The sequence below is a fragment of the Paramagnetospirillum sp. genome (genome assembly GCF_058402745.1).
In genome coordinates this window covers 403,911-422,177 of record NZ_JBZVFI010000003.1, presented here as the reverse complement: position 1 = coordinate 422,177, position 18,267 = coordinate 403,911, and the positions used below count along the sequence as shown (strand labels likewise).

General features: G+C 68.3%; 15 protein-coding genes. 6 read left to right on the top strand and 9 right to left on the bottom strand.

All coding sequences use genetic code 11. From position 1 onward, the window contains the following. Window positions 1-960: a protein translocase subunit SecF gene (secF, locus tag ACV4UZ_RS02980; protein ID WP_491599448.1), complete on the top strand. Its 960-nt coding sequence runs from the start codon at window positions 1-3 to the stop codon at window positions 958-960. A 7-nt stretch (window positions 961-967) separates the two neighbouring features. Then, window positions 968-1,342: an Mth938-like domain-containing protein gene (locus tag ACV4UZ_RS02975; protein WP_491599447.1), complete on the top strand. Its 375-nt coding sequence runs from the start codon at window positions 968-970 to the stop codon at window positions 1,340-1,342. A 238-nt stretch (window positions 1,343-1,580) separates the two neighbouring features. On the opposite strand, the gene ACV4UZ_RS02970 is transcribed toward ACV4UZ_RS02975, so the two are convergent. From ACV4UZ_RS02970 to hpnC, 4 genes are all read right to left on the bottom strand, one after another. Beyond that, window positions 1,581-3,380, bottom strand: a complete 1,800-nt coding sequence (locus tag ACV4UZ_RS02970) for an ATP-binding protein (protein WP_491599446.1) — start codon at window positions 3,378-3,380, stop codon at window positions 1,581-1,583. Between the two features lie 131 nt (window positions 3,381-3,511). Next, window positions 3,512-4,108 carry a superoxide dismutase gene (locus ACV4UZ_RS02965; RefSeq protein ID WP_491599445.1) on the bottom strand — a complete coding sequence of 199 codons (597 nt, stop codon included), beginning with the start codon at window positions 4,106-4,108 and terminating at the stop codon, window positions 3,512-3,514. A 116-nt stretch (window positions 4,109-4,224) separates the two neighbouring features. Then, entirely contained in the window at window positions 4,225-5,439 is a 1,215-nt protein-coding gene (locus ACV4UZ_RS02960; protein WP_491599444.1) for a hydroxysqualene dehydroxylase, read from the bottom strand. Beyond that, window positions 5,436-6,284, bottom strand: coding sequence for a squalene synthase HpnC (gene hpnC, locus ACV4UZ_RS02955; protein ID WP_491599443.1), 849 nt, complete (start codon window positions 6,282-6,284; stop codon window positions 5,436-5,438). Before hpnC ends, ACV4UZ_RS02960 begins: the two co-directional genes overlap by 4 nt. Before the next feature lie 88 nt (window positions 6,285-6,372). Between hpnC and ACV4UZ_RS02950 the strand changes: the two genes are divergently transcribed. Further along, on the top strand, window positions 6,373-7,230 hold the full coding sequence (locus ACV4UZ_RS02950) for a phytoene/squalene synthase family protein (protein WP_491599442.1): 858 nt from the start codon (window positions 6,373-6,375) through the stop codon (window positions 7,228-7,230). Between the two features lie 181 nt (window positions 7,231-7,411). Here the strand turns inward: ACV4UZ_RS02950 and ACV4UZ_RS02945 are convergent, their stop codons facing one another. Then, window positions 7,412-8,956 carry a tyrosinase family protein gene (locus tag ACV4UZ_RS02945; RefSeq protein WP_491599441.1) on the bottom strand — a complete coding sequence of 515 codons (1,545 nt, stop codon included), beginning with the start codon at window positions 8,954-8,956 and terminating at the stop codon, window positions 7,412-7,414. Between the two features lie 177 nt (window positions 8,957-9,133). Then, window positions 9,134-12,259, bottom strand: coding sequence for a bifunctional proline dehydrogenase/L-glutamate gamma-semialdehyde dehydrogenase PutA (gene putA / locus ACV4UZ_RS02940; RefSeq protein WP_491599440.1), 3,126 nt, complete (start codon window positions 12,257-12,259; stop codon window positions 9,134-9,136). A gap of 277 nt (window positions 12,260-12,536) precedes the next feature. Between putA and ACV4UZ_RS02935 the strand changes: the two genes are divergently transcribed. Then, a complete protein-coding gene (locus ACV4UZ_RS02935) occupies window positions 12,537-14,075 on the top strand; it encodes a multicopper oxidase family protein (protein WP_491599439.1) in 1,539 nt (512 codons plus the stop codon). Between the two features lie 37 nt (window positions 14,076-14,112). On the opposite strand, the gene ACV4UZ_RS02930 is transcribed toward ACV4UZ_RS02935, so the two are convergent. After that, window positions 14,113-14,304 (bottom strand): YgaP family membrane protein, encoded by a 192-nt coding sequence (locus ACV4UZ_RS02930; protein ID WP_491599438.1) that lies wholly within the window; start codon window positions 14,302-14,304, stop codon window positions 14,113-14,115. Beyond that, window positions 14,301-14,813 (bottom strand): glycine cleavage system transcriptional repressor, encoded by a 513-nt coding sequence (locus tag ACV4UZ_RS02925; RefSeq protein ID WP_491599437.1) that lies wholly within the window; start codon window positions 14,811-14,813, stop codon window positions 14,301-14,303. The genes ACV4UZ_RS02930 and ACV4UZ_RS02925 overlap by 4 nt, the downstream gene beginning before the upstream one ends. 114 nt (window positions 14,814-14,927) lie before the next feature. Between ACV4UZ_RS02925 and ACV4UZ_RS02920 the strand changes: the two genes are divergently transcribed. Continuing rightward, window positions 14,928-15,374: a c-type cytochrome gene (locus tag ACV4UZ_RS02920; RefSeq protein WP_491599436.1), complete on the top strand. Its 447-nt coding sequence runs from the start codon at window positions 14,928-14,930 to the stop codon at window positions 15,372-15,374. Between the two features lie 72 nt (window positions 15,375-15,446). Then, window positions 15,447-16,268, top strand: a complete 822-nt coding sequence (locus ACV4UZ_RS02915) for a class I SAM-dependent methyltransferase (protein WP_491599435.1) — start codon at window positions 15,447-15,449, stop codon at window positions 16,266-16,268. Here the strand turns inward: ACV4UZ_RS02915 and ACV4UZ_RS02910 are convergent. Continuing rightward, complete coding sequence (locus ACV4UZ_RS02910) at window positions 16,265-18,241, bottom strand: O-linked N-acetylglucosamine transferase, SPINDLY family protein (RefSeq protein ID WP_491599434.1); 1,977 nt, start codon at window positions 18,239-18,241, stop codon at window positions 16,265-16,267. The genes ACV4UZ_RS02915 and ACV4UZ_RS02910 overlap by 4 nt on opposite strands. Window positions 18,242-18,267 lie beyond the last annotated feature (26 nt).

Genomic DNA, 18,267 nt, shown 5'->3' with positions numbered 1-18,267 from the left:
ATGAGACTGATCGAACGCATCCTGCCGCACGGCACCAAGATTGACTTCGTGCGTTATCGTCTGATGGCCTTCGGGCTGTCGCTGGGGCTGATCCTGCTGACGGTGGGATCCATCGCCACCAAGGGCTTCAATTTCGGCATCGACTTTGCCGGTGGCGTCCTGATCGAGGCCCAGTCCACCAGCGGGCCGGCCGATCTCCAGGCCATGCGCGGCACCTTGGGAAATCTGAATCTCGGCGAGGTGTCGCTGCAGGAATTCGGCACCACGGGCCGCGACGTGATGGTCCGTGTCCAGCGCCAGGAGGGCAACGAGAAGGCCCAGCTGGAGGCGCTCAACAAGGTCAAGCAGGCCCTGGGCGAGGGCTTCACCTATCGCCGGGTCGAGATCGTCGGCCCCAAGGTGGGTGGCGAACTGGTGCGCGACGGCATCCTGGCCGTGGCCCTGTCGGTTCTGGCCATCGCCGCCTATGTCTGGTTCCGCTTCGAGTGGCAGTACGGCATCGGCGCCCTGGCGGCGCTGGCCCATGACGTCATCACCACCTTCGGCCTGTTCTCCATCACCGGCCTGGAATTCAACCTGACCACGGTGGCGGCGATTCTGACCATCGCCGGCTATTCCATCAACGACACGGTGGTGATCTTCGACCGGGTGCGCGAGTCGTTGCGCAAGTACAAGAGCATGCCCTTGTACGATCTGCTCAATCTGGCCATCAACGAGACCCTGTCGCGCACCATCCTGACGGTATCGACCGTGTTCGTCACCGTTCTGGCCTTGCTGTTCTTCGGCGGCGAGGTGCTGCACGGCTTCGCGGTTGCCATGCTGTGGGGCCTGATCGTCGGCACCTTCTCCTCGGTTTACGTGGCCATTCCCATGCTGATCTACTTCAACCTGCGGACCGGCCAGCAGGCCGAGGACGAGGAGAAGGCCCAGGCCGACGGCGGACCGGCCGCCGCGCCGTAATCCGCCCATGGACATCACGCCCCTCATTCCGTCCGGCCGTCAGATCGTCAAGGGATACGGCGACGGGGGCTTCACCATCTCGGGACTCCGCTGGGAAGGGTCGGTTCTGGTCCTGCCCGACCGGACCCAGTCCTGGGCGGTCAATGAGCCGTCCCTGCTGACCGCGGACAGCCTTTCGCCGCTGCTGGCCCTTGCCGAACGGCCGAGGTTGCTGCTGTTGGGCTGCGGCGCCCGCATGCTGCCGGTTCCCGCCGCCCTGCGCATGGCCTTGCGGGATGCGGGAATCACCGTCGAGGCGATGGATACGGGCGGCGCCTGCCGTACCTTCAACGTCCTGGTGTCCGAGGACCGCTCGGTGGCGGCGGCCCTGATCGCGGTCTAAAGCGGCGATCGTTAAATACGAAACGCGCTGTCATGCTGAGTGCAGCGAAGCATCTTTCAGTTTGGATAGGCCCAAAGGGCCGCACCGCTTATGCGGCGGGAGCCCAGCCGCCACAGGTGGCGCCCGGCGATTGAGGGCGATGCACTGATCGGTTCCGATCAGTGCATCTTGGTATGAGGCGGTTGCCGCAAGTGCCTGAAAGGCCCTTCGCTTTGCTCAGGGTGACAATCCGCCTCTGCTATGCCCCCGGCGGAGGAACCTGGGGCAGGGTGAAGCGGAAGGTGGCCCCTCCGCCGGGCGATGGCTCGACCCAGATCCGGCCGCCATGGTGTTCCACGATGCGTTTGCAGATGGCCAGGCCGATGCCGGTGCCTTCGTCCTGCTCGCGGCCGTGAAGCTTCTGGAAAATGGTGAATATGCGATCGGCATATTGCGGCTCGACGCCGATGCCGTCATCGCGGACCCAGAAGGTCCATCCCCCGGTGGCCTCGTCGATCTCCGCCCCGACCTCGACGGAGGACGGATGGTCCGGCCGGTGATACTTCACCGCGTTGGCGATCAGGTTCCGGAACAGGGTGACCATCTGCTCCCGGTCGGCGGACAGGGTCGGCAGCGACCCCACATGGAGGGTGGCGCCATAGCGGCCGATGTCCTCGGCCTGCAGGTCGGCGGCCTCGGCCGCCACCAGATTCAGGTCGATGGCGCTGAAGCTGTCACCCCGGCTGCGGATCTGGGAATAGGCCAGCAGGTCGAGCAATTGCTGCTGCATGCGCTTGGTTCCGGCCACGGTGTAGTCGATGAACTCGTTGGCCTCGGCGTCCAGCCGGTTGCGGTAGCGATGCTGAAGCAACTGGACGAAGCTGGTGATGCTGCGCAGCGGCTCCTGCAGGTCATGGGCGGCCACGTGGGCGAATTGCTCCAGATCGGCGTTGGAGACGGCCAATTGACGCGCCTTGTCCTCGGCCGCCGCCTGGGCCACCCGCAGATGACGGGTCCGCTCGGCCACCTGCTCTTCCAGGTCCCGGCTTTGCCGCTCGAGGTTGGCGGCCAGGAGCAGGCGGGAATATTCGCGGCGGTCGGACAGTGTCGCCAGCCAGAACAGCGCCGCCGACAAGGTGATCACCACGGCGGCGATCCAGGCGGCCTCCCGGCGGAAGTCGGCGAAGGCCGTCCTCTCGGTGATGCCGATGGTGGCGACCACCGGATAGCGGTCCAAGGTCCCGTAGCTGACGATCTTGGCATTGCCGTCGGTGACCGAGACGAAGCGGGCGATACCCGATGGCGCCTGCGGCAGATGCTTCTGGAACAGGGGGCTGGTGGCGGTGGAGCGGCCGAGCGACGCCAGGGGGTCGGGCAACCGGGCCAGAAAGGTGCCGTCGCGGCGGATGACCGAGATTCCACCGGGCTCCTCGATCAGCAGCATCTCCAGGGCCTTGACCAGGAACATGGGATCGAAGGCCACCGAGACCACGCCCCTGAACCGTCCATCGGCATCGACAATGGCCCGCGACAGCGGGATGGCGGGGCGGCCGTCGATGCGGTTGAGGATCGGCGCGCCGATATTGAGGGTGTTGCTCCGGGGATTGCCCACGTGAATCTGGAAGTGCTCGCGGTCCGAGATGTCCATGGGGAGATTCATGATGCCGTCCGCCTGGAGGACGACACTGGAATTCCGCCCATCCGGACCGAAGACCACCAATTGGCGGATTTCTGGAAAGGCGCCGAGACGGCTCTGGAACCACTGGACGAGGCCGGGGTCGGGCCAGCGCGCCGGGTCGATTCGCTGGCTGGCTTCCAGCAGCAGGTTGTCGATGCTGCGCAGGCTGGTGTCGACCTGATGCTCCAGGGTCCGGGTCAGGGCGGTCAGCAGCCGTTCGGCATTGCCGTTGGCCCTTGTCCAGGCGGTCTGGAGATGGATGGCGGCGATCACCGCCAGCATGGTGATCAGGGCCAGGGCCCAGCGGCGGGCGATGGCGGTCGGACGCAGGGCCGGTGTCTCCGGGGAGTGTGGGGCAAGGCAAGTCTGATCACGGCGCAAGGTGAATGCTGCCTCTCTCCGAACGCGACGCCCGATCCCGAACTCCGTCTACCATCTTTCCGGCCGGGCGAGTAGTACGCAAATGAAAAGCCCCCCTCCCGGCGGGGGAGGGGGGCGTTCTTCCGTGAAAATCAGCCCAGATTGGCTTCGACGAAGTCCCAGTTGACCAGATTGTCGAGGAAGCACTGGACGAAGTCGGGACGGCGGTTCTGCCAGTCCAGGTAATAGGCGTGCTCCCACACATCGACGGTCAGCAGCGCCTTCTGGCCATGGGCCATGGGCAGGTCGGCGTTGGCGGTCTTGGTGATCTTCAACTTGCCGTTCTCTTCCACCAGCCAGGCCCAGCCCGAGCCGAACTGGGTCACGGCGGCGTTCTTGAAGTCCTCCTTGAACTTGTCGAAGCCGCCCAGATCGGACTCGATGCGGGCCAGCAGCTTGGCGCCCGGCTTGCCGCCGCCGCCCTTCTTCAGGCAGTTCCAGAAGAAGGTATGGTTCCACACCTGGGCGGCGTTGTTGAAGATGCCCTGCTTGGCCGGCAGATCGGCGGCCGCCGCCTTGATCACCTCTTCCAGGGACTTGGACGCCAGATCGCCGTCCTTGGTCAGGTTGTTGAGGTTGGTCACATAGGCGGCGTGATGCTTGCCGTGATGGAACTCGAAAGTGCGGGCGGAAATGTGCGGCTCCAGCGCGTCGATGGCGAAGGGGAGCGGCGGAAGCTCAAAAGCCATAATTCACCTCTATGTCGTCAAGGGGTTCCGAACCGGATTGGAAATCGTCTAAACGATGGCCCAAAGATAGGAACTCCGGGGATGATTGTGAAGCACCTTTGTCGGCTATTGCCGAATCAAAAGGTCAGGCCCGGACGCGCCAGAGCCAGCCGCGCGGCGGCCAGGCCGCTGCAGATGGCGGCCTCTATGGTACAGGGCCAGGGCGAGGCAATCCAGTCGCCGGCGAGGAAAATCCCGTCCCGGCCGGTAAGCGGCCCGGGCCGCGCGGCGACGGTGAGGGCGTCGTGGGCCAGGGTGGCCCGCTTTTCCTTCATGATGCGATAGGGCGGCGGCGCGATGGGCGGCATGCCCAGCGCCCGGCGGATTTCGTCCCACAGGCGGTCGGCGATGGAATCGTTGTCCAGGTCGACCAGCGCGCCCGCCGCCGACACCGTCACCGACAGCACGTCGCCACGGGCGAACAGCCAGTGGCCGGACGCATGCACCAGGCCGAGGAAATGGCTGCCATGGGGCAGTTCCACCGGCTGGGCGCAGCGGAAATGGGCGTTGACGATGGGCCGGGTCGGCATGGCGGGGGCGGTGCCGGGCAGCAGGGTCTCGATCACCCAGGGCGGCAGGGCCAGGATCACCCGGTCGGCGGAGGACAGAGCCACCTCGGCATCGTCGAAGACCAGGGCGTCGGGCCGAAGCGCCTTCAGGCGGCGGCGGAAATGGGTTTCGGCGCCGAACAGCGCCAGCGTCGCCAGGGCCGGCGCCACCAGGGCGGCGGACAGGCCGGCGGGAAAGGTCCAGGGCACCAGCGCGTCCGAGCCGCCCAGCAGCGCCTTGCGCATGGTCCAGGCGAACATGCGGGCCGACGCCTCGTCGGGCGCGGTGTTCATGATCGCCTCGCACATGGGCAGCCACAGGCGGGAGAAGGACGGGGTGCGCCCCAATCGGCTGGCCACCGTCTCGGACTTGCCCGTCCAGGGCAGGCCCAGGGCCCTGAGGATCTCGCCCAGTCCGGCGGGCAGGCGCTTGGGGCTGACCGTCCACGACTTGCCGGTCACCAGGTCGATGAAGGGAAAGGCCGGCGGCGCCGCCGCCATGGCCTCGATGCCGCCGGTGGCCCGGGCATAGGCCAGGGCGGTGCGGTTGGCGCCCAGGACCAGATGGCTGCCGTTGTCGATCACCCGGCCCAGGCGCTCGTCCAGGAACGAGCGGCAGCGCCCGCCGGCATGGCCCGCCGCCTCGTGCAGCACCACCCGCGTTCCGGCCTTGGCGGCGGCCACTCCGGCGGCGAGGCCGGCCAGGCCGGCGCCCACCACATGCAGGGTGCCCTGGGTCGTCACGCCGTCAACCCGCGCCAGAGCCCGACGGCGAACACCCCGGCATAGTCGATCTTGTCGAGCTTGACCCGCCCGGCCAGGGGATCGCCACGGCGCAAGCGCGCCGACAATTGCTCGGCCACCCGCACGGTGACGGCGCATTGCAGCCGCATGCGCAGATCCTTGACCAGGCCGGTCAGCGGCTGGGCCAGGGTGATCAGCCCGTCGGTGGCGTCCAGCATGCGGTCGAGCACCCGGCGCAGCTCGGGCGGGGTGTAGCCGCCTTCCAGCACCTGAATGGTCAGGCCCTCGGCGGCCAGCCAGTCGCGGGGGATGTAGACCCGCTTCAGCTCGCGGTAATCCTTGCCGCAATCCTGCAGGTGGTTCAGCACCTGCAGCGCGGCGCACAGGGCGTCGGAGGGGGCGAAGGTGTCGTGGGACTCGCCGTGCAGGTCCAGCAGGAAGCGCCCGACCGGGGCGGCCGAGTACCGGCAGTACTCCATCAGATCGGCCCAATCGGCGCAGTAATCGCGCACGGAATCGCGGCGGAAGGCGTGCAGCAGCTGCGAGGCGTGCTCGATCATCGCCGCGTCGCCGTCCACCGCCCGGCGGTAATCCTCGGCCAGCACCAGGGCCGGGCCGCTTTCGGTGCCGCGCAGGGCGCGGTCCAGGGCGTCGAGCCCGGCCACCTTCCCCTCGGGCGACAGGGTGGGCGAATCCGCCACGTCGTCGGCATGCCGGGCGAAATGGTAATAGGCCATGATGGTGGCGCGCTTGTGCTTGGGAAGCAGCAGCGAGGCCACCGGGAAGTTTTCCTGGCCGGCGGTCTTGCTGGCGGCGGGGAGGGGGGCGGCGGCGGCGCGGGACAAGGGAGTTCGGCCTTCCAATTGGAGCGCGGAGCGGGAAGGGCTATATATGCCACGCCCCCGTGCCGGGCTCCAGTTCAAACGAGGTTCCATGTCCGCCCCGATCCCGCCGTCCTCCGGCCTCTCCCACGCCGCCGATCTGGTGTCCCGGCTCGACCGCGACCGCTTCGCCACCGCGCTGTTCGCGCCCCTGGACCGGCGCGAGGCGCTGATGCTGCTCTACGCCTTCAACCTGGAGATCGCCCTGGTTCTGGAAAGCGTGCGCGAGCCCATGGCGGGAATGATCCGGCTGCAATGGTGGCAGGATACCCTGATCGCCGGACTGGAGGGTGGGGCCTGCGACAACCACCCCGTGGCCCTGCCGCTGTGCCGGCTGATCCGGGAGCGGGGACTGCCGCTCGAGCCGTTCGACGATCTGATCTCCGCCCGCCGGGACGATCTCGAGGGCGTCGCCCCCGCCGATCTGGCCCAGGCCGAGCGTCACGCCGAGCGCAGTTCGGCGGCGCTTACCGCCCTGGCGCTCGCGGTACTGGGCGCCGAAGCCGGGGAAACCCGCCGGGCCGGCCGGCATGTGGGCATCGCCTGGGGGCTGGTGGGCAACCTGCGGGCGCTGGGGCATCATCTGTCAATCGGTAAGTTGACACTGCCCGAGGATCTTCTGCGGGCCGCCGGTACCAGCGGCGAGGCGGTGCGGGCGGGGAGGGCGTCAACCGAAGCGTTGACGAGCGTGACTCGGACTCTGGGGCAGCATGCCCGCCATCACTTGGCCGAGGCCCGCCGCATTCGCCCCGGACGGGAGGGACTGGCGGCCCTGCTGCCGGCCACCCTCGCCGACGGCTATCTGCAAGTGCTTGAAAATGCTGGGTGGAATCCATTCGACAGCCGTGTGACGCACCCCCGGCCCCGGCCGGTCCGTCTGCTGCTGGCCCATCTGACGGGGCGGTTCTGAGTATTGTTGCTGAAACGCAATAACAATATTACATATCCGCAATATTAAAGTTGCCTTAACGCAATAAACGGCGAAGGACTCAAGGTCAAGGAGAGTCTGGGGAAAATATAGCGTATCACGACCGTCGTGGCTACAAGATCGGGGGGCGGCCCGTATTCGGGGCCGCCCCACCTTGTTCCTGCTATTCCAATCGGATCTTGGCCGCGCTGACGTGGGGCTTGGTGTCGCCCCCGGCTCCCAGGGTGGAGAAGGTGACGGTCGGCGGGCCTCCCTTCCACTGGCCGGCCGCCTTCTGCTTTGCCAGCAATTCGCCGACGTTGAAGCGGAAATCGGTGGGCTGGTCGCCGTGGTCCTTGTGGTCGCCGGTGGCGCGCATGGGGCGGCCGGAGCCGCTGTCGAAGCGGAACAGGTTGAGCCGTCCCGCATGGAAGGCGGAGCCCAGTTCGGGGGCCTTGCCGTCCGGCTGGTTGATGAAGACGTGGATGGGGGCCTTGGGGCGCCGCAGCAGGCGAACGTCCTCCATGACCAGGAAGGAGGGGGCTCCCGCCGCCTCGGCATTGGTCTTGGCCTTCGGCGCGGGCTTGAGGGTCACCTTGCCGCCGTTGCCGCTGATGGAGACCTTGCCGCTTTCCATGGCCAGAGCGGTTCCGCCGGGCGCGGTCTTGGCGGTTGCCACCAGGGCCGGCGCCGCGGGGGTGGCGAAGGAATCGTAGGTGTAGCCCAGATTGGCGGTGGCGACGGTCTCGCCGGCCTTGACCTTGACCACCGTGCCGGTGTCATCGACGAAGCTGAAGGTCTGGCCGGTCCAGGTGGCTTCGCTGGGCGAGGCGGCGGTATTGCCCCAGTTGTAGGTGGAGCCCTTCTCGTTGGACCAGCTGGCCCACAGGCGATCGATCTGGCAGTGGTGGACGTAGAACACCGGATCGCCGGCCGCCGAGGGGACGTTGCCCATCCAGCCGCCCACGTTGTCGTGGACGAAATCGTGGGGCAGCACCTCGACCCGGCCGGAAAATCCGAAGGCCTCGAAGGCCGGCGTGCCGGGATCGGCGTACTGCACGTCGCTGGGGAAGATGGGCAACGCCTGCAAGGCGTCGTTATAGGTCGATTCCTTGTAGGGCATGTAGCCGCCCTTGTTCATGGGCACGTTGCGCAAGCCCTTGCCGTCGGAGGCCTTGAAGCCCTGGCCGCGGTCCTGGAAGAACAGCTTGGTGGCGGTGTCGCGGAACTGGGGCGGCAATTGCTCGGCCGCGCCGGTGTTGGAGCCGTAGTTCCAGTAGGGCAGGGCGAAATTGGCCGCTCCCGACATCTTGGCGCAGATCCGCTCGAAATAATAAACGTACCAGCGGTGCCAGCTGACGAAATTGGGGCTGCCGTGCGGGCACGAGCCCCAACAGGCCACCGCCGCCGCCTTCCATGCCGCCTGGGGCGTTCCCGGGGCCGGATTGCCGTAGATCTGGTCGATGCGCTGCTGCAGTTCGGGCGTCCCGTTCATCAGGCCGGGCGAATTGGCCGGGTTCTTGCTGTCCTTGGGCACGCCGTGGATGAAGGACTGGAACGTCCAGCTGAGGGGCTGCGGCGGGGTGTTGATGGCCGGGTCCATCATCTTGGCCACCGCCTGGGCATAGAAGGCCAGCATCTGCGCCCCCGCCGGGCTGGCGATGTCGGGGCGAACCATCGGCGGAGCGGCGGATGCCGCCATCTTCGGCAGCCCCAGGCCCAGGGCCAAGCCCGCCGCCGTTCCGGAAGCAAGAACATTACGGCGAGATATGCCCCCATTGGTGCTGAATGGCATTTTATTATCCCCCAGATTGAAATAAATTATTGGCAATCATCATCTAAAACGAGAATTCCACAAGGGGGCAAGCTGTAACGAATTGTTGTAATTCTAATTGTTGTGCAGGCTTTACATGTATGGTGACGCGTCGCGGCGCGGTCCGGCCATCAACGCCGCGTCGCCGCCGGCGGCGGCGGTATTGACCGACAGGCAGCGCTCCACCCCATAGCGAATCAGGGTGTTGGGGCCGCCGGCCTTGGCGCCGGTGCCCGACAGGCCCAGGCCGCCGAAGGGCTGCGAGCCCACAACCGCGCCGATCATGGTGCGGTTGACGTAGATGTTGCCGATGCGGGCGCGGGCCACCACCTGGGCGATGGTGGCGTCGATGCGCGAATGAATGCCGAGCGTCAGGCCGTAGGAGGTGGCGGCCACCGCGTCGAGCACCGCGTCCAGGTGGCCGGCCTCCCACGGGATGACGTGCAGGATGGGGCCGAACACCTCGTCCTTGAGCAGGTCCAGGTTCTCCAACTCGTGGGCCATGGGGGCGAAGAAGGTTCCGTTATGGCAGGCGGCGGGCAGCGGCGCCGTGGCGATGGCGCGGCCCGCGTGGCGCAGTTTTCCGCCATGGGCCAGCAGCCGCTGGCGGGCGGCTTCGTCGATCACCGGCCCCACGTCGGTGGCGAGCAAGGCGGGGTCGCCCAGGGACAGCTCGGCCATGGCGCCCTTCAGCAGCGGCTCGATGCGGCTCCAGGCCTCGCGCTGGATGAAGGCGACGCGCAGCGCCGAGCAGCGCTGTCCCGCCGAGCGGAAGGCGCTTTCCAGGCAATCGGCCACCACCTGTTCGGCCAGGGCCGAGGAATCGACGATCATGGCGTTGAGTCCGCCGGTCTCGGCGATCAGCGGGACCAGCGGCCCGTCCATGGCGGCGCGCAGGCGGTTGATGCGGCGCGCCGTGGCGGTGGAGCCGGTGAAACTGATGCCGTCCACCAGGGGGCTGGCGGCCAGCGTTTCGCCCACCAGGGGGCCGCCGGGGACCAGATGCAGCGCCTGGGGCGGCACGCCGGCGGCGTGGAGCAGACGCACCGCCGCCGCCGCCATCAGCGGAGTCTGGGGCGCCGGCTTGGCCACCACGCAATTGCCGGCGGCCAGGGCGGCGGCCACCTGGCCCATGAAGATGGCCAGGGGGAAGTTCCAGGGGGAGATGCAGGCGAACACGCCGCGCCCGCCCAGCATCAGCTCGTTGCTTTCCCCCACCGGGCCGGGCAGCCGCAGCGGCTGGGCGAAGCGTGAGCGGGCCTCGGCGGCGTAGAAGCGCAGGAAATCCACCGCTTCCCGCACCTCGGACAGGGCGTCGGGGATGGTCTTGCCCGCCTCGCGGATGGCCAGCGCCATGAAGCGCGGCCGCTCGGCCTCCAGGCGCAGGGCGGCTTCCTCCAGGATGGCGGCGCGGCGCTCGCCGCCCAGGTCGTCCCAGGCGGGGAAAGCGGCACGGGCGGCGGCCAGCGCCTCCTCGACCTCGGCGGGAGTGGCGTCCATGGCCTCGCCGACCACGCGGCGATGGTCGGCGGGGTCGAGCACCGGCCGGGCCGGCCCCGCCTTCCGCTCCTCGCCACCGACCATGGGCGCCGCCCGCTCGGGCGTCGAGGCGGCGGCCAGCGCCAGGTCCAGTTCGGCCAGCACCGCCGGGGACGACAGGTCGAGGCCGCCGGAATTGCGCCGCTGGGGGGCGAACAGGGCGGCGGGCTCGACCACGCCTTGCGGATTGATGCGCCCCAGCGCCGCCAGCGGGTCGGCGGCGACCACATGGGCGGGAATCTCCTCGTCGGCGAGGCGGCTGACGAAGGAGGAATTGGCGCCGTTCTCAAGCAGGCGGCGGACCAGATAGGGCAGCAGATCCTGGTGCGATCCCACCGGGGCGTAGGTGCGGCAGGCGAAGCCGGGCACCAGCTGGGCGTAGAGCGCCTCGCCCATGCCGTGCAGGCGCTGGAACTCCCAGTCGCCGGGGCCGCCGGTCATCTCGATGATGGCGGCGGCGGTATGGGCGTTGTGGGTGGCGAATTGCGGGTAGAACAGGTCGGGCCGCGCCAGCAGGTCGGCGGCGCAGGCCAGATAGGAGACGTCGGTGGCCTCCTTGGCGGTGAACACCGGAAAGCCGTCCAGGCCGCGTTCCTGGGCGCGCTTGATCTCGCCGTCCCAATAGGCGCCCTTGACCAGCCGGATCATCAGCCGCCGCGCCCGTCGTTCGGCCAGGGCGCCGGCCCAGGCGATCACCGGCCGCGCCCGCTTCTGATAGGCCTGAATCGCCAGCCCGAAGCCGTTCCAGCCGTCCAGGCCGGCATCGGCCAGCACCGCCTCGATGACGTCGAGCGAGATTTCCAGCCGGTCGGCCTCCTCGGCGTCGATGGTCAGGCCGATGCCGGCGTCGCGGGCCCGATGGCAAAGACCGGCAAGACGGGGCACCAGTTCCTCCAGCACCCGGCGGCGCTGGGCCATCTCGAAGCGGGGGTGCAGCGCCGAAAGCTTGACCGAGATGCCCGGCCCGGCCTGCGGCCCGGCCCCCCTGGCGGCGCGGCCCAGGGCGTCGATGGCCTCGGCATAGGCACGAACGTAGTTGAGCGCCGTCTCGTCCGAGCGCGCCGCCTCGCCCAGCATGTCGAAGGAATGGCGGTAGCCCTTGGCCTCCCACGGGCGGGCATGGTCCAGGGCCTCGGCGATGGTGCGGCCCATGACGAACTGGCGGCCCATCAGCCCCATGGCCCGGCGCAGCGCCTGGCGGACCACCGCCTCGCCCAGGCGGCCCGCCATCCGGCCCAGCACGACCTTGCCGTCCTCCTCCAGGTGCAGCAGGCGGTCGCCCAGCATCAGCGCCCAGGTGGAGGCGTTGACGAACAGCGACGGAGAATGGCCGAGATGGCCGTCCCAATCGGCCGAGCCGATCTTGTCCTTGATCAGCAGGTCGGCGGTGCGGTCGTCGGGAATGCGCAACAGCGCCTCGGCCAGGCACATCAGCACCACGCCCTCGCGGGTGGACAGCCGGTATTCGTTCAGGAAGCCGTCCAGGCCCAGGGAGTGGCGGGTGCTCCGCGCTCCGTCAACCAGCTTGACGGCGTGGTTGACGATTCGGCGGCGGGCTTCGTCCTCCAGGGGAATGGCGGCGGCCAGCCCCGACACCAGCTCGGCCTCGCTCCGTCCGGCGGCCAGCTGGATGGCCTGCCGCGGGGCGTCGGGGGCGGGAAGGGGGGTGGCGAAAATCATGGTTCCATCCAGGGCCGGACGCACTGATCCAAACGGATCCTTCCGGAGGCAGAGTCTCCGCAACGCCGGGCCGGCGCAACACATTTCAGAGCCGGGCACCGGGAAGGGAGGCGCGCGTGCGCTGCTGTTATGAAATACGGCTATAACGCGTAATTATTGTCTATGAACCCGGTGAAATTTTAGCAATCATAATAATGTTTACTAAAACGCGATTTGACCGCGATTGGGGGTTTCCATGGATCGACGTACCCTACTGAAAGGCTTGGGAGTGGCGGGAATGGCCGGGGCCGTGCCCCGGGTGACGCTGGCGGCATCCCGGATGGTGACCGGCCGGCCGTTCGTCCAGCCCACCGAACTCGTGTCCCGCCTGGGCGTGCTGAACTTCACCACGGCGGTGCGTTACGGCAGCTATGACCTTTACGGCAACAGGGTTCGCCTGCGGGGTTTCGATGGCCAGCCCACCGGCAAGACCTTGCGGGTGAAGGCCGGGGACCGGCTGCACTTCGCCATGATCAACCAGTTGCCGGGCTGCGCCACCTGCGAGACCAGCCCGGTGTCCAAGGAGGCTTCGGCCATCACGGTCGAGGCGATGCAGGCCATGCACGCCGGCCATTCCGGCCATGGCCCGGCCGGGAAGGGCAAGGCGCGGGTGGTCGGCCCCACGGTCTCCAACGTCGCCTTCAACACCACCAATCTGCATGTGCACGGCGTCCACGTCTCGCCCAGGCAGCCCTCGGACGACGTGCTGATGCAGATCGACCCGGGGAGTTTCTTCCACTACAGGTATGAAATTCCCGCCGATCACCCGCCGGGCACCTATTTCTACCACCCCCATTTCCATTCGGCGGTGGCGGTGCAGGTGGGCAGCGGCATGGGCGGCGCCCTGATCATCGAAGGCGAACTGGACCGCATTCCCGAGATCGCCGCCGCCGCCGAAAAGGTCATGGTCCTGCAGTCGCCGGCCTTCGACTCCCAGGGCGTGCTGGAAAGCACCAATACCCTGTTCGCCAAGAGCTATCCGCTGACCGTCAACGGCCTGCTGCAGCCGGTGCTGAGCATGCGGCCGGGCGAGGTGCAGCGCTGGCGCATGATCAACACCACCTATGAGCGGAGCATCACCCTGTCGCTGCGGCCCAAGGGCGGGACCGCCGCGCTGCCGTTCACGGTGCTGTGCACCGACGGCAACGCCCTGACCAAGGCCACGGCGGCCGACAGCCTGTACATGGCGGCGGGCAACCGCATCGACGCGCTGGTCCAGGCGCCGCCGGCGCCGGGGATCTACGAGCTGCGCTACGTCAACGTCGGCGACAGCGGCAAGACCTCGCTGCTGGCCATGACCGTCAAGGTGGAGGGCGCGCCGAAGACCATGCCTCTTTACTCCGGCGCCCTGCCGCAGGTGCCTTTGCTCAAGCCGATCGCCGATTCCGAAATCGTGCGCAAGCGCACCGTCGTTTACGGCTTCGACAACACCACCCAGCTGTTCACGGTGGACGGGGTCACCTTCGGCCAGGGCCAGCCGCAGCAGAACGTCACCCTGGGGACCGCCGAGGAATGGACGGTCACCGACACCACCGGCTTTCCTCATTCCTTCCACATCCACGTCAACCCGTTCCAGCCGGTGAGTTCTCCGGCCCAGCCCATGATCCAGGCGGGCCAGTGGATGGACACCCTGGAGGTGCCGCCCAATTCCAGCATCACCTTCCGGACGCGGTTCGAGGATTACACCGGGACCTTCGTGCTGCACTGCCACTTCCTGCCGCACGAGGATGCCGGCCTGATGCAGATCGTCAACGTTTTGCCGCCACCACCGAAGTGAGCGGGGCGGGCGGAGGGGGGAGCGGCGCTCCCTCCCCCTATCCCTCCTGGCGGGTCGAGAGGCCGATGGCCATGTAGACGGGGCACCAGCCGAGCGCCGCCGAGACCAGCGGCACGATGCCGATCCAGCCCCAGGGGCCGATGACGTCGGCCATGGCCAGCCCGATCATGGCCAGACCGACCGCGACGCGGATCAGACGGTCCTTGCCCCCCATGTTGGCGTCCATCATACCGTCTCCACGGCGCAGGCCAGGTTCATTTCGCCGGCGGTGTTGGCGACGGTGGTCAGGCAGGCCTCGGCGCGGGCGGGAATGCTGACCGAGAAGCGGGTGACGTAGATCCCCTGTTCCGGCAGCCTTTGCGCGTCCATGCGCACGATATTGGCCTGGAATTCGCCGAACACCTCGGACAGGCGGGCCACCAGACCGGGACGGTCGCCGCCCGACACCACCACCCGGTGGGTGATGGTGCCCGCCGGGCCGTGGGCGGAATCCATCTCGAAGGGGCGGACGGCGATGCGGGCTCCGGCCAGCGCGGGCAGGCGGGACAGGTCGGCCTCCACCTCGTCCGGCGACACCGAGGCCGGCAGGTCGCACACCGAGGTGAACTCGGCGCCGCTGCCCAGCATGGCGAAACTGGTGTCGCCCAGATCGGCGCCCAGATCGAACAGCCGCCCGGTGATGGCCGCCACCAGGCCGGTGCGGTCGGAACAGAATACGGATACGAGCACGGTGGACATGACAGGCTCCCGCAAGGGTCGCAAACACTTGAATTGTCCATCATGCGTCAGGTTCAGACATTTGTTAACCCCGAGACATGGCGCTATAATCACCTTGCAAATTGCGAGGAAACGATGCGCGGCGTGGCCTTGGCCCTGGTGTTGTTGGCGGGAGCGGTAACCGGGGTTGCGGCCTGGGTCTGGTGGCCGCGCGGCTACGGCATCAATCCGCAGGACGCCCGGCAGGTGGCCCAGGGCTATGATCTGTACAACGTGCACTGCGCGTCCTGTCACGGCCACGACCTCAAGGGCGAGCCCGACTGGCAGATCCGCAAGCCGAACGGCGAGCTTCCCGCTCCGCCCCACGACGCCTCGGGCCATACCTGGCACCATCCCGAGGAGCAATTGTTCGCCATCATCAAGCACGGCATGGCCCGTTTCGCCCCGCCGGGCTACAAGACGGCCATGCCGAGCTTCGTCGGCGTCCTGACCGATGCCGAGATCAAGGCGGTGCTGTCCTACATCCAATCCACCTGGCCGGCGGAGATCCGCGAACGCCGCGAGGCCATGCTGAAGCGCTGATTCCCGTCTACCGGCGGGCGCGGCTTGATGGTATCAGGAGACGCGCCGCCACCGCCGGGGAAGGGAACCCACGTGACCGCCAAGATCAAGATCGGCAATTACGGCTACACCTGCCAGCCGCGCTGGGGTTTCGGCCGGCCCACCCATCCGCGCCTCTCCGAGATCATCGGCCGGCAAAAGGCCGAGTACGGCCGCCGCATCGAGCATCTGCTGGGCCTGGCCGAGCACTTCGCCGCCATTCCCCTGGAAGAGCCCGACGAGGCGCCCGGCCCCCGCTGGATGAATCCCTGGTTCAGCGCCCTGGACGCCATGATGCTGACCGGCATGCTGGCGAAGCATGATCCACGGCTGCTGATCGAGATCGGCTCGGGCAATTCCACCAAGTTCGCCCGCCACGCCGTCACGGCGCGCCGCTTGCGCACCAAGATCGTCTCCATCGACCCGGAACCCCGTGCCGAGGTGGATTCCCTGTGCGACGAGGTGATCCGCGCCCCCGCCGAGTTCGTCGATCCGTCGGTGTTCTCGCGCCTCAAGCCCGGCGACATCCTGTTCATCGATTCGTCGCACCGCTCGCTGGAGAATTCCGACGTCACCGCCCTGTTCCTGGAGGTGTTGCCGGAACTGCCGCCCGGGGTGATCGTCCACGTCCACGACGTCTACCTGCCCTACGACTACCCGCCCGCCGCCGAGGGGCTGATGTACAACGAGCAGTACATCCTGGCCGCCCTGCTGCTGGGCGAGGCCAAGTGGCTGGAGCCGGCCTTCCCCAATTACGCCGTGGTGCAGGACCCGCAGCTGTCGGCCCGTCTGGCGCCCTTGTGGCAGGCCATCGGCACCAACGCCTTTCCCGCGCCCAGCACGTCGTTCTGGCTGAACATCAAGAAACGGCGCTAGACTATTATATCTTCTGGCTTTTTTCCAGATGCATGGCGTGCCCACGCGGCCTCGTAGCCGCTTTCCAGGTTCCGGGCGAAGCGGGCGGGGTCGAAGGCGGGCGAGGTGGGCAGACGCTCCATCAGGCGGGCGCGGAGCGCCGCCAGACGCGGGCGGTCGCGGCCGAGACCGACCACCAGCGCCTTCATCGTCTCCGGGTTTTCCACCGCCAGTTCGGGCAATCCCGCCGCATGCAGCAGCGAGGCGGCGACGCGCGAGCCCAGGCGCGGTCCGGCCACGGTGACCAGGGGCACGCCCGAGCGCAGGGAATCGGCGGCGGTGGTGTGGGCGCCGCACACCAGGGCATCGACGAACAGGTCGGCGGCGGGCAGGCGGGCCAGATGCTCGGGCCGCGGCAGCGACGGCGCCCAGATCAGGCGGGCGGGATCGATGCCGGCCCGGGCGGCGGCGCCCTCCAGGCGCGTCCGGGCGGCTTCCGGCGGTGCCAGCTGCCACAGCACGGATTCGGGCAAGGCCTCCAGAATCTCCAGCCACAGGGAGAAGCTGGCGCGGTCGAGCTTGCGGTGGCCGTTGAACGAGCACAGCACCAGCCTCTCCTCGGGCAGCCCCAATGCCGTCCGGGACGGCGGCCCGCCCGGTGGCGTCCAGGCGAGGTTCGCCTGATAAGTATCTGGCAGGAAAATAAGTTTTTCGGTGAAATGGCCGCGATGGGCGGGCGGCACCAGCACCGGATCGACGATGGCGTAATCCAGCCAGGGGGCGGCGGAACTGGCGGCCAGTCCCAGCCACACCGCCTGGACGGGGGCGGGACGCAGCGCGGCGATGCCGGGGCGGGCATGGCGGGTGAACACCGACAGATCGACCAGGATATGGACGCCGTCGGCGGCGATGCGCTCGGCGGCGGCGCGGTCGCTCAAGGAGGACAGATCGACGAAGGAGCAGCAGTCGCGCTCCATGCGGGCGCGCCATTCCGACCCGTCGTCGGGCCCCACCGAATAGGCCATGGGCCGCACCCGGTGGCGGTCATGGGCGGCGAAGAGGTCGCCGGCCAGATGCATGGTGGCGTGCTCGCGGTAATCGGGCGAAAGATAGCCCACCACCAGCGGCGGCTGGGATTTGGGGGCGGGCCTGACCACCGGCCGGATTTGCCCCGGCACCCGGAAGGCCACCTCCAGCCCGGCGATGCGGCGCAGTTCGTCGCCGCTGAAGGGATAGAACAGGGCGTCCTGGGTCGAGAGCGGCAGCTGTCCCTTGGTCTCGCCCCTGGCGATGGCGGCGCGGATTTCGGCGAACAGCCGTTCCTCGGCATCCCAGTCGGCGGTCTCGCGATGGGCGCGCAGCAGGTGGCCCCTGGCCGGGGCCAGGGCGGGATTGATCTCCAGGGCCTTGGTCAGCGCCGCGATGGCCTCGGCGTGGCGCCCCAGGCGCAGCAGCACCTGACCGCGCATGGCCTGCAGTTCGGCGATGCCGGGATGCAGGCGGGTTCCCTCGTCCAGGGCGGCCATCGCCGCCTCGCTGTCGGCCGAGGACACCAGCAGGATGGCGAGATTGATATGGCCGCCGGCGAAGGCGGGGGCGACCCGGGTCAGGCGGTGGAAAGCCTGGGCGGCCTCGGCCATGCGGTTGAGGGCGCGCAGCGCGTTGCCCTGGGCCAGCAGGCTTTCCGGATCGTCGCCGGCGGCGAGACGTTCCAGGATGGGCAGCGCCTCGGCCGGGCGGTCCAGCGCCAGCAGCCCCTTGGCCTTGCTGAACAGCGAGGGCGGGTGCCCGGGATGGGCGGCCAGGATGCGGTCGAGATGGGGCAGCGCCTCGGCATGGCGTCCGGCCATCAGCAGGAACAGCGCCAGATTGTAGCGCACCGGCACCGAGGCGGGCGCCGCCTTGACCAGCCCCTCCAGGATGGCCACGGCCGGCTTCAGCTTGCCCGCCTGGGCCAGCTTGACCGCCTTCGCCATGTCCTGATCGATGTTCATGATGTTTCCATGCCCGCAAACGGCGG

Bases quoted from the DNA above. Each gene is read 5' to 3' on its own strand.
- putA (WP_491599440.1), bottom strand. From the start codon at position 12,259: ATGATTTTCGCCACCCCCCTTCCCGCCCCCGACGCCCCGCGGCAGGCC.
- ACV4UZ_RS02965 (WP_491599445.1), bottom strand. From the start codon at position 4,108: ATGGCTTTTGAGCTTCCGCCGCTCCCCTTCGCCATCGACGCGCTGGAG.
- secF (WP_491599448.1), top strand. From the start codon at position 1: ATGAGACTGATCGAACGCATCCTGCCGCACGGCACCAAGATTGACTTC.
- ACV4UZ_RS02935 (WP_491599439.1), top strand. From the start codon at position 12,537: ATGGCCGGGGCCGTGCCCCGGGTGACGCTGGCGGCATCCCGGATGGTG.
- ACV4UZ_RS02975 (WP_491599447.1), top strand. From the start codon at position 968: ATGGACATCACGCCCCTCATTCCGTCCGGCCGTCAGATCGTCAAGGGA.
- ACV4UZ_RS02925 (WP_491599437.1), bottom strand. From the start codon at position 14,813: ATGTCCACCGTGCTCGTATCCGTATTCTGTTCCGACCGCACCGGCCTG.
- ACV4UZ_RS02910 (WP_491599434.1), bottom strand. From the start codon at position 18,241: ATGAACATCGATCAGGACATGGCGAAGGCGGTCAAGCTGGCCCAGGCG.
- ACV4UZ_RS02930 (WP_491599438.1), bottom strand. From the start codon at position 14,304: ATGATGGACGCCAACATGGGGGGCAAGGACCGTCTGATCCGCGTCGCG.
- ACV4UZ_RS02950 (WP_491599442.1), top strand. From the start codon at position 6,373: ATGTCCGCCCCGATCCCGCCGTCCTCCGGCCTCTCCCACGCCGCCGAT.
- ACV4UZ_RS02920 (WP_491599436.1), top strand. From the start codon at position 14,928: ATGCGCGGCGTGGCCTTGGCCCTGGTGTTGTTGGCGGGAGCGGTAACC.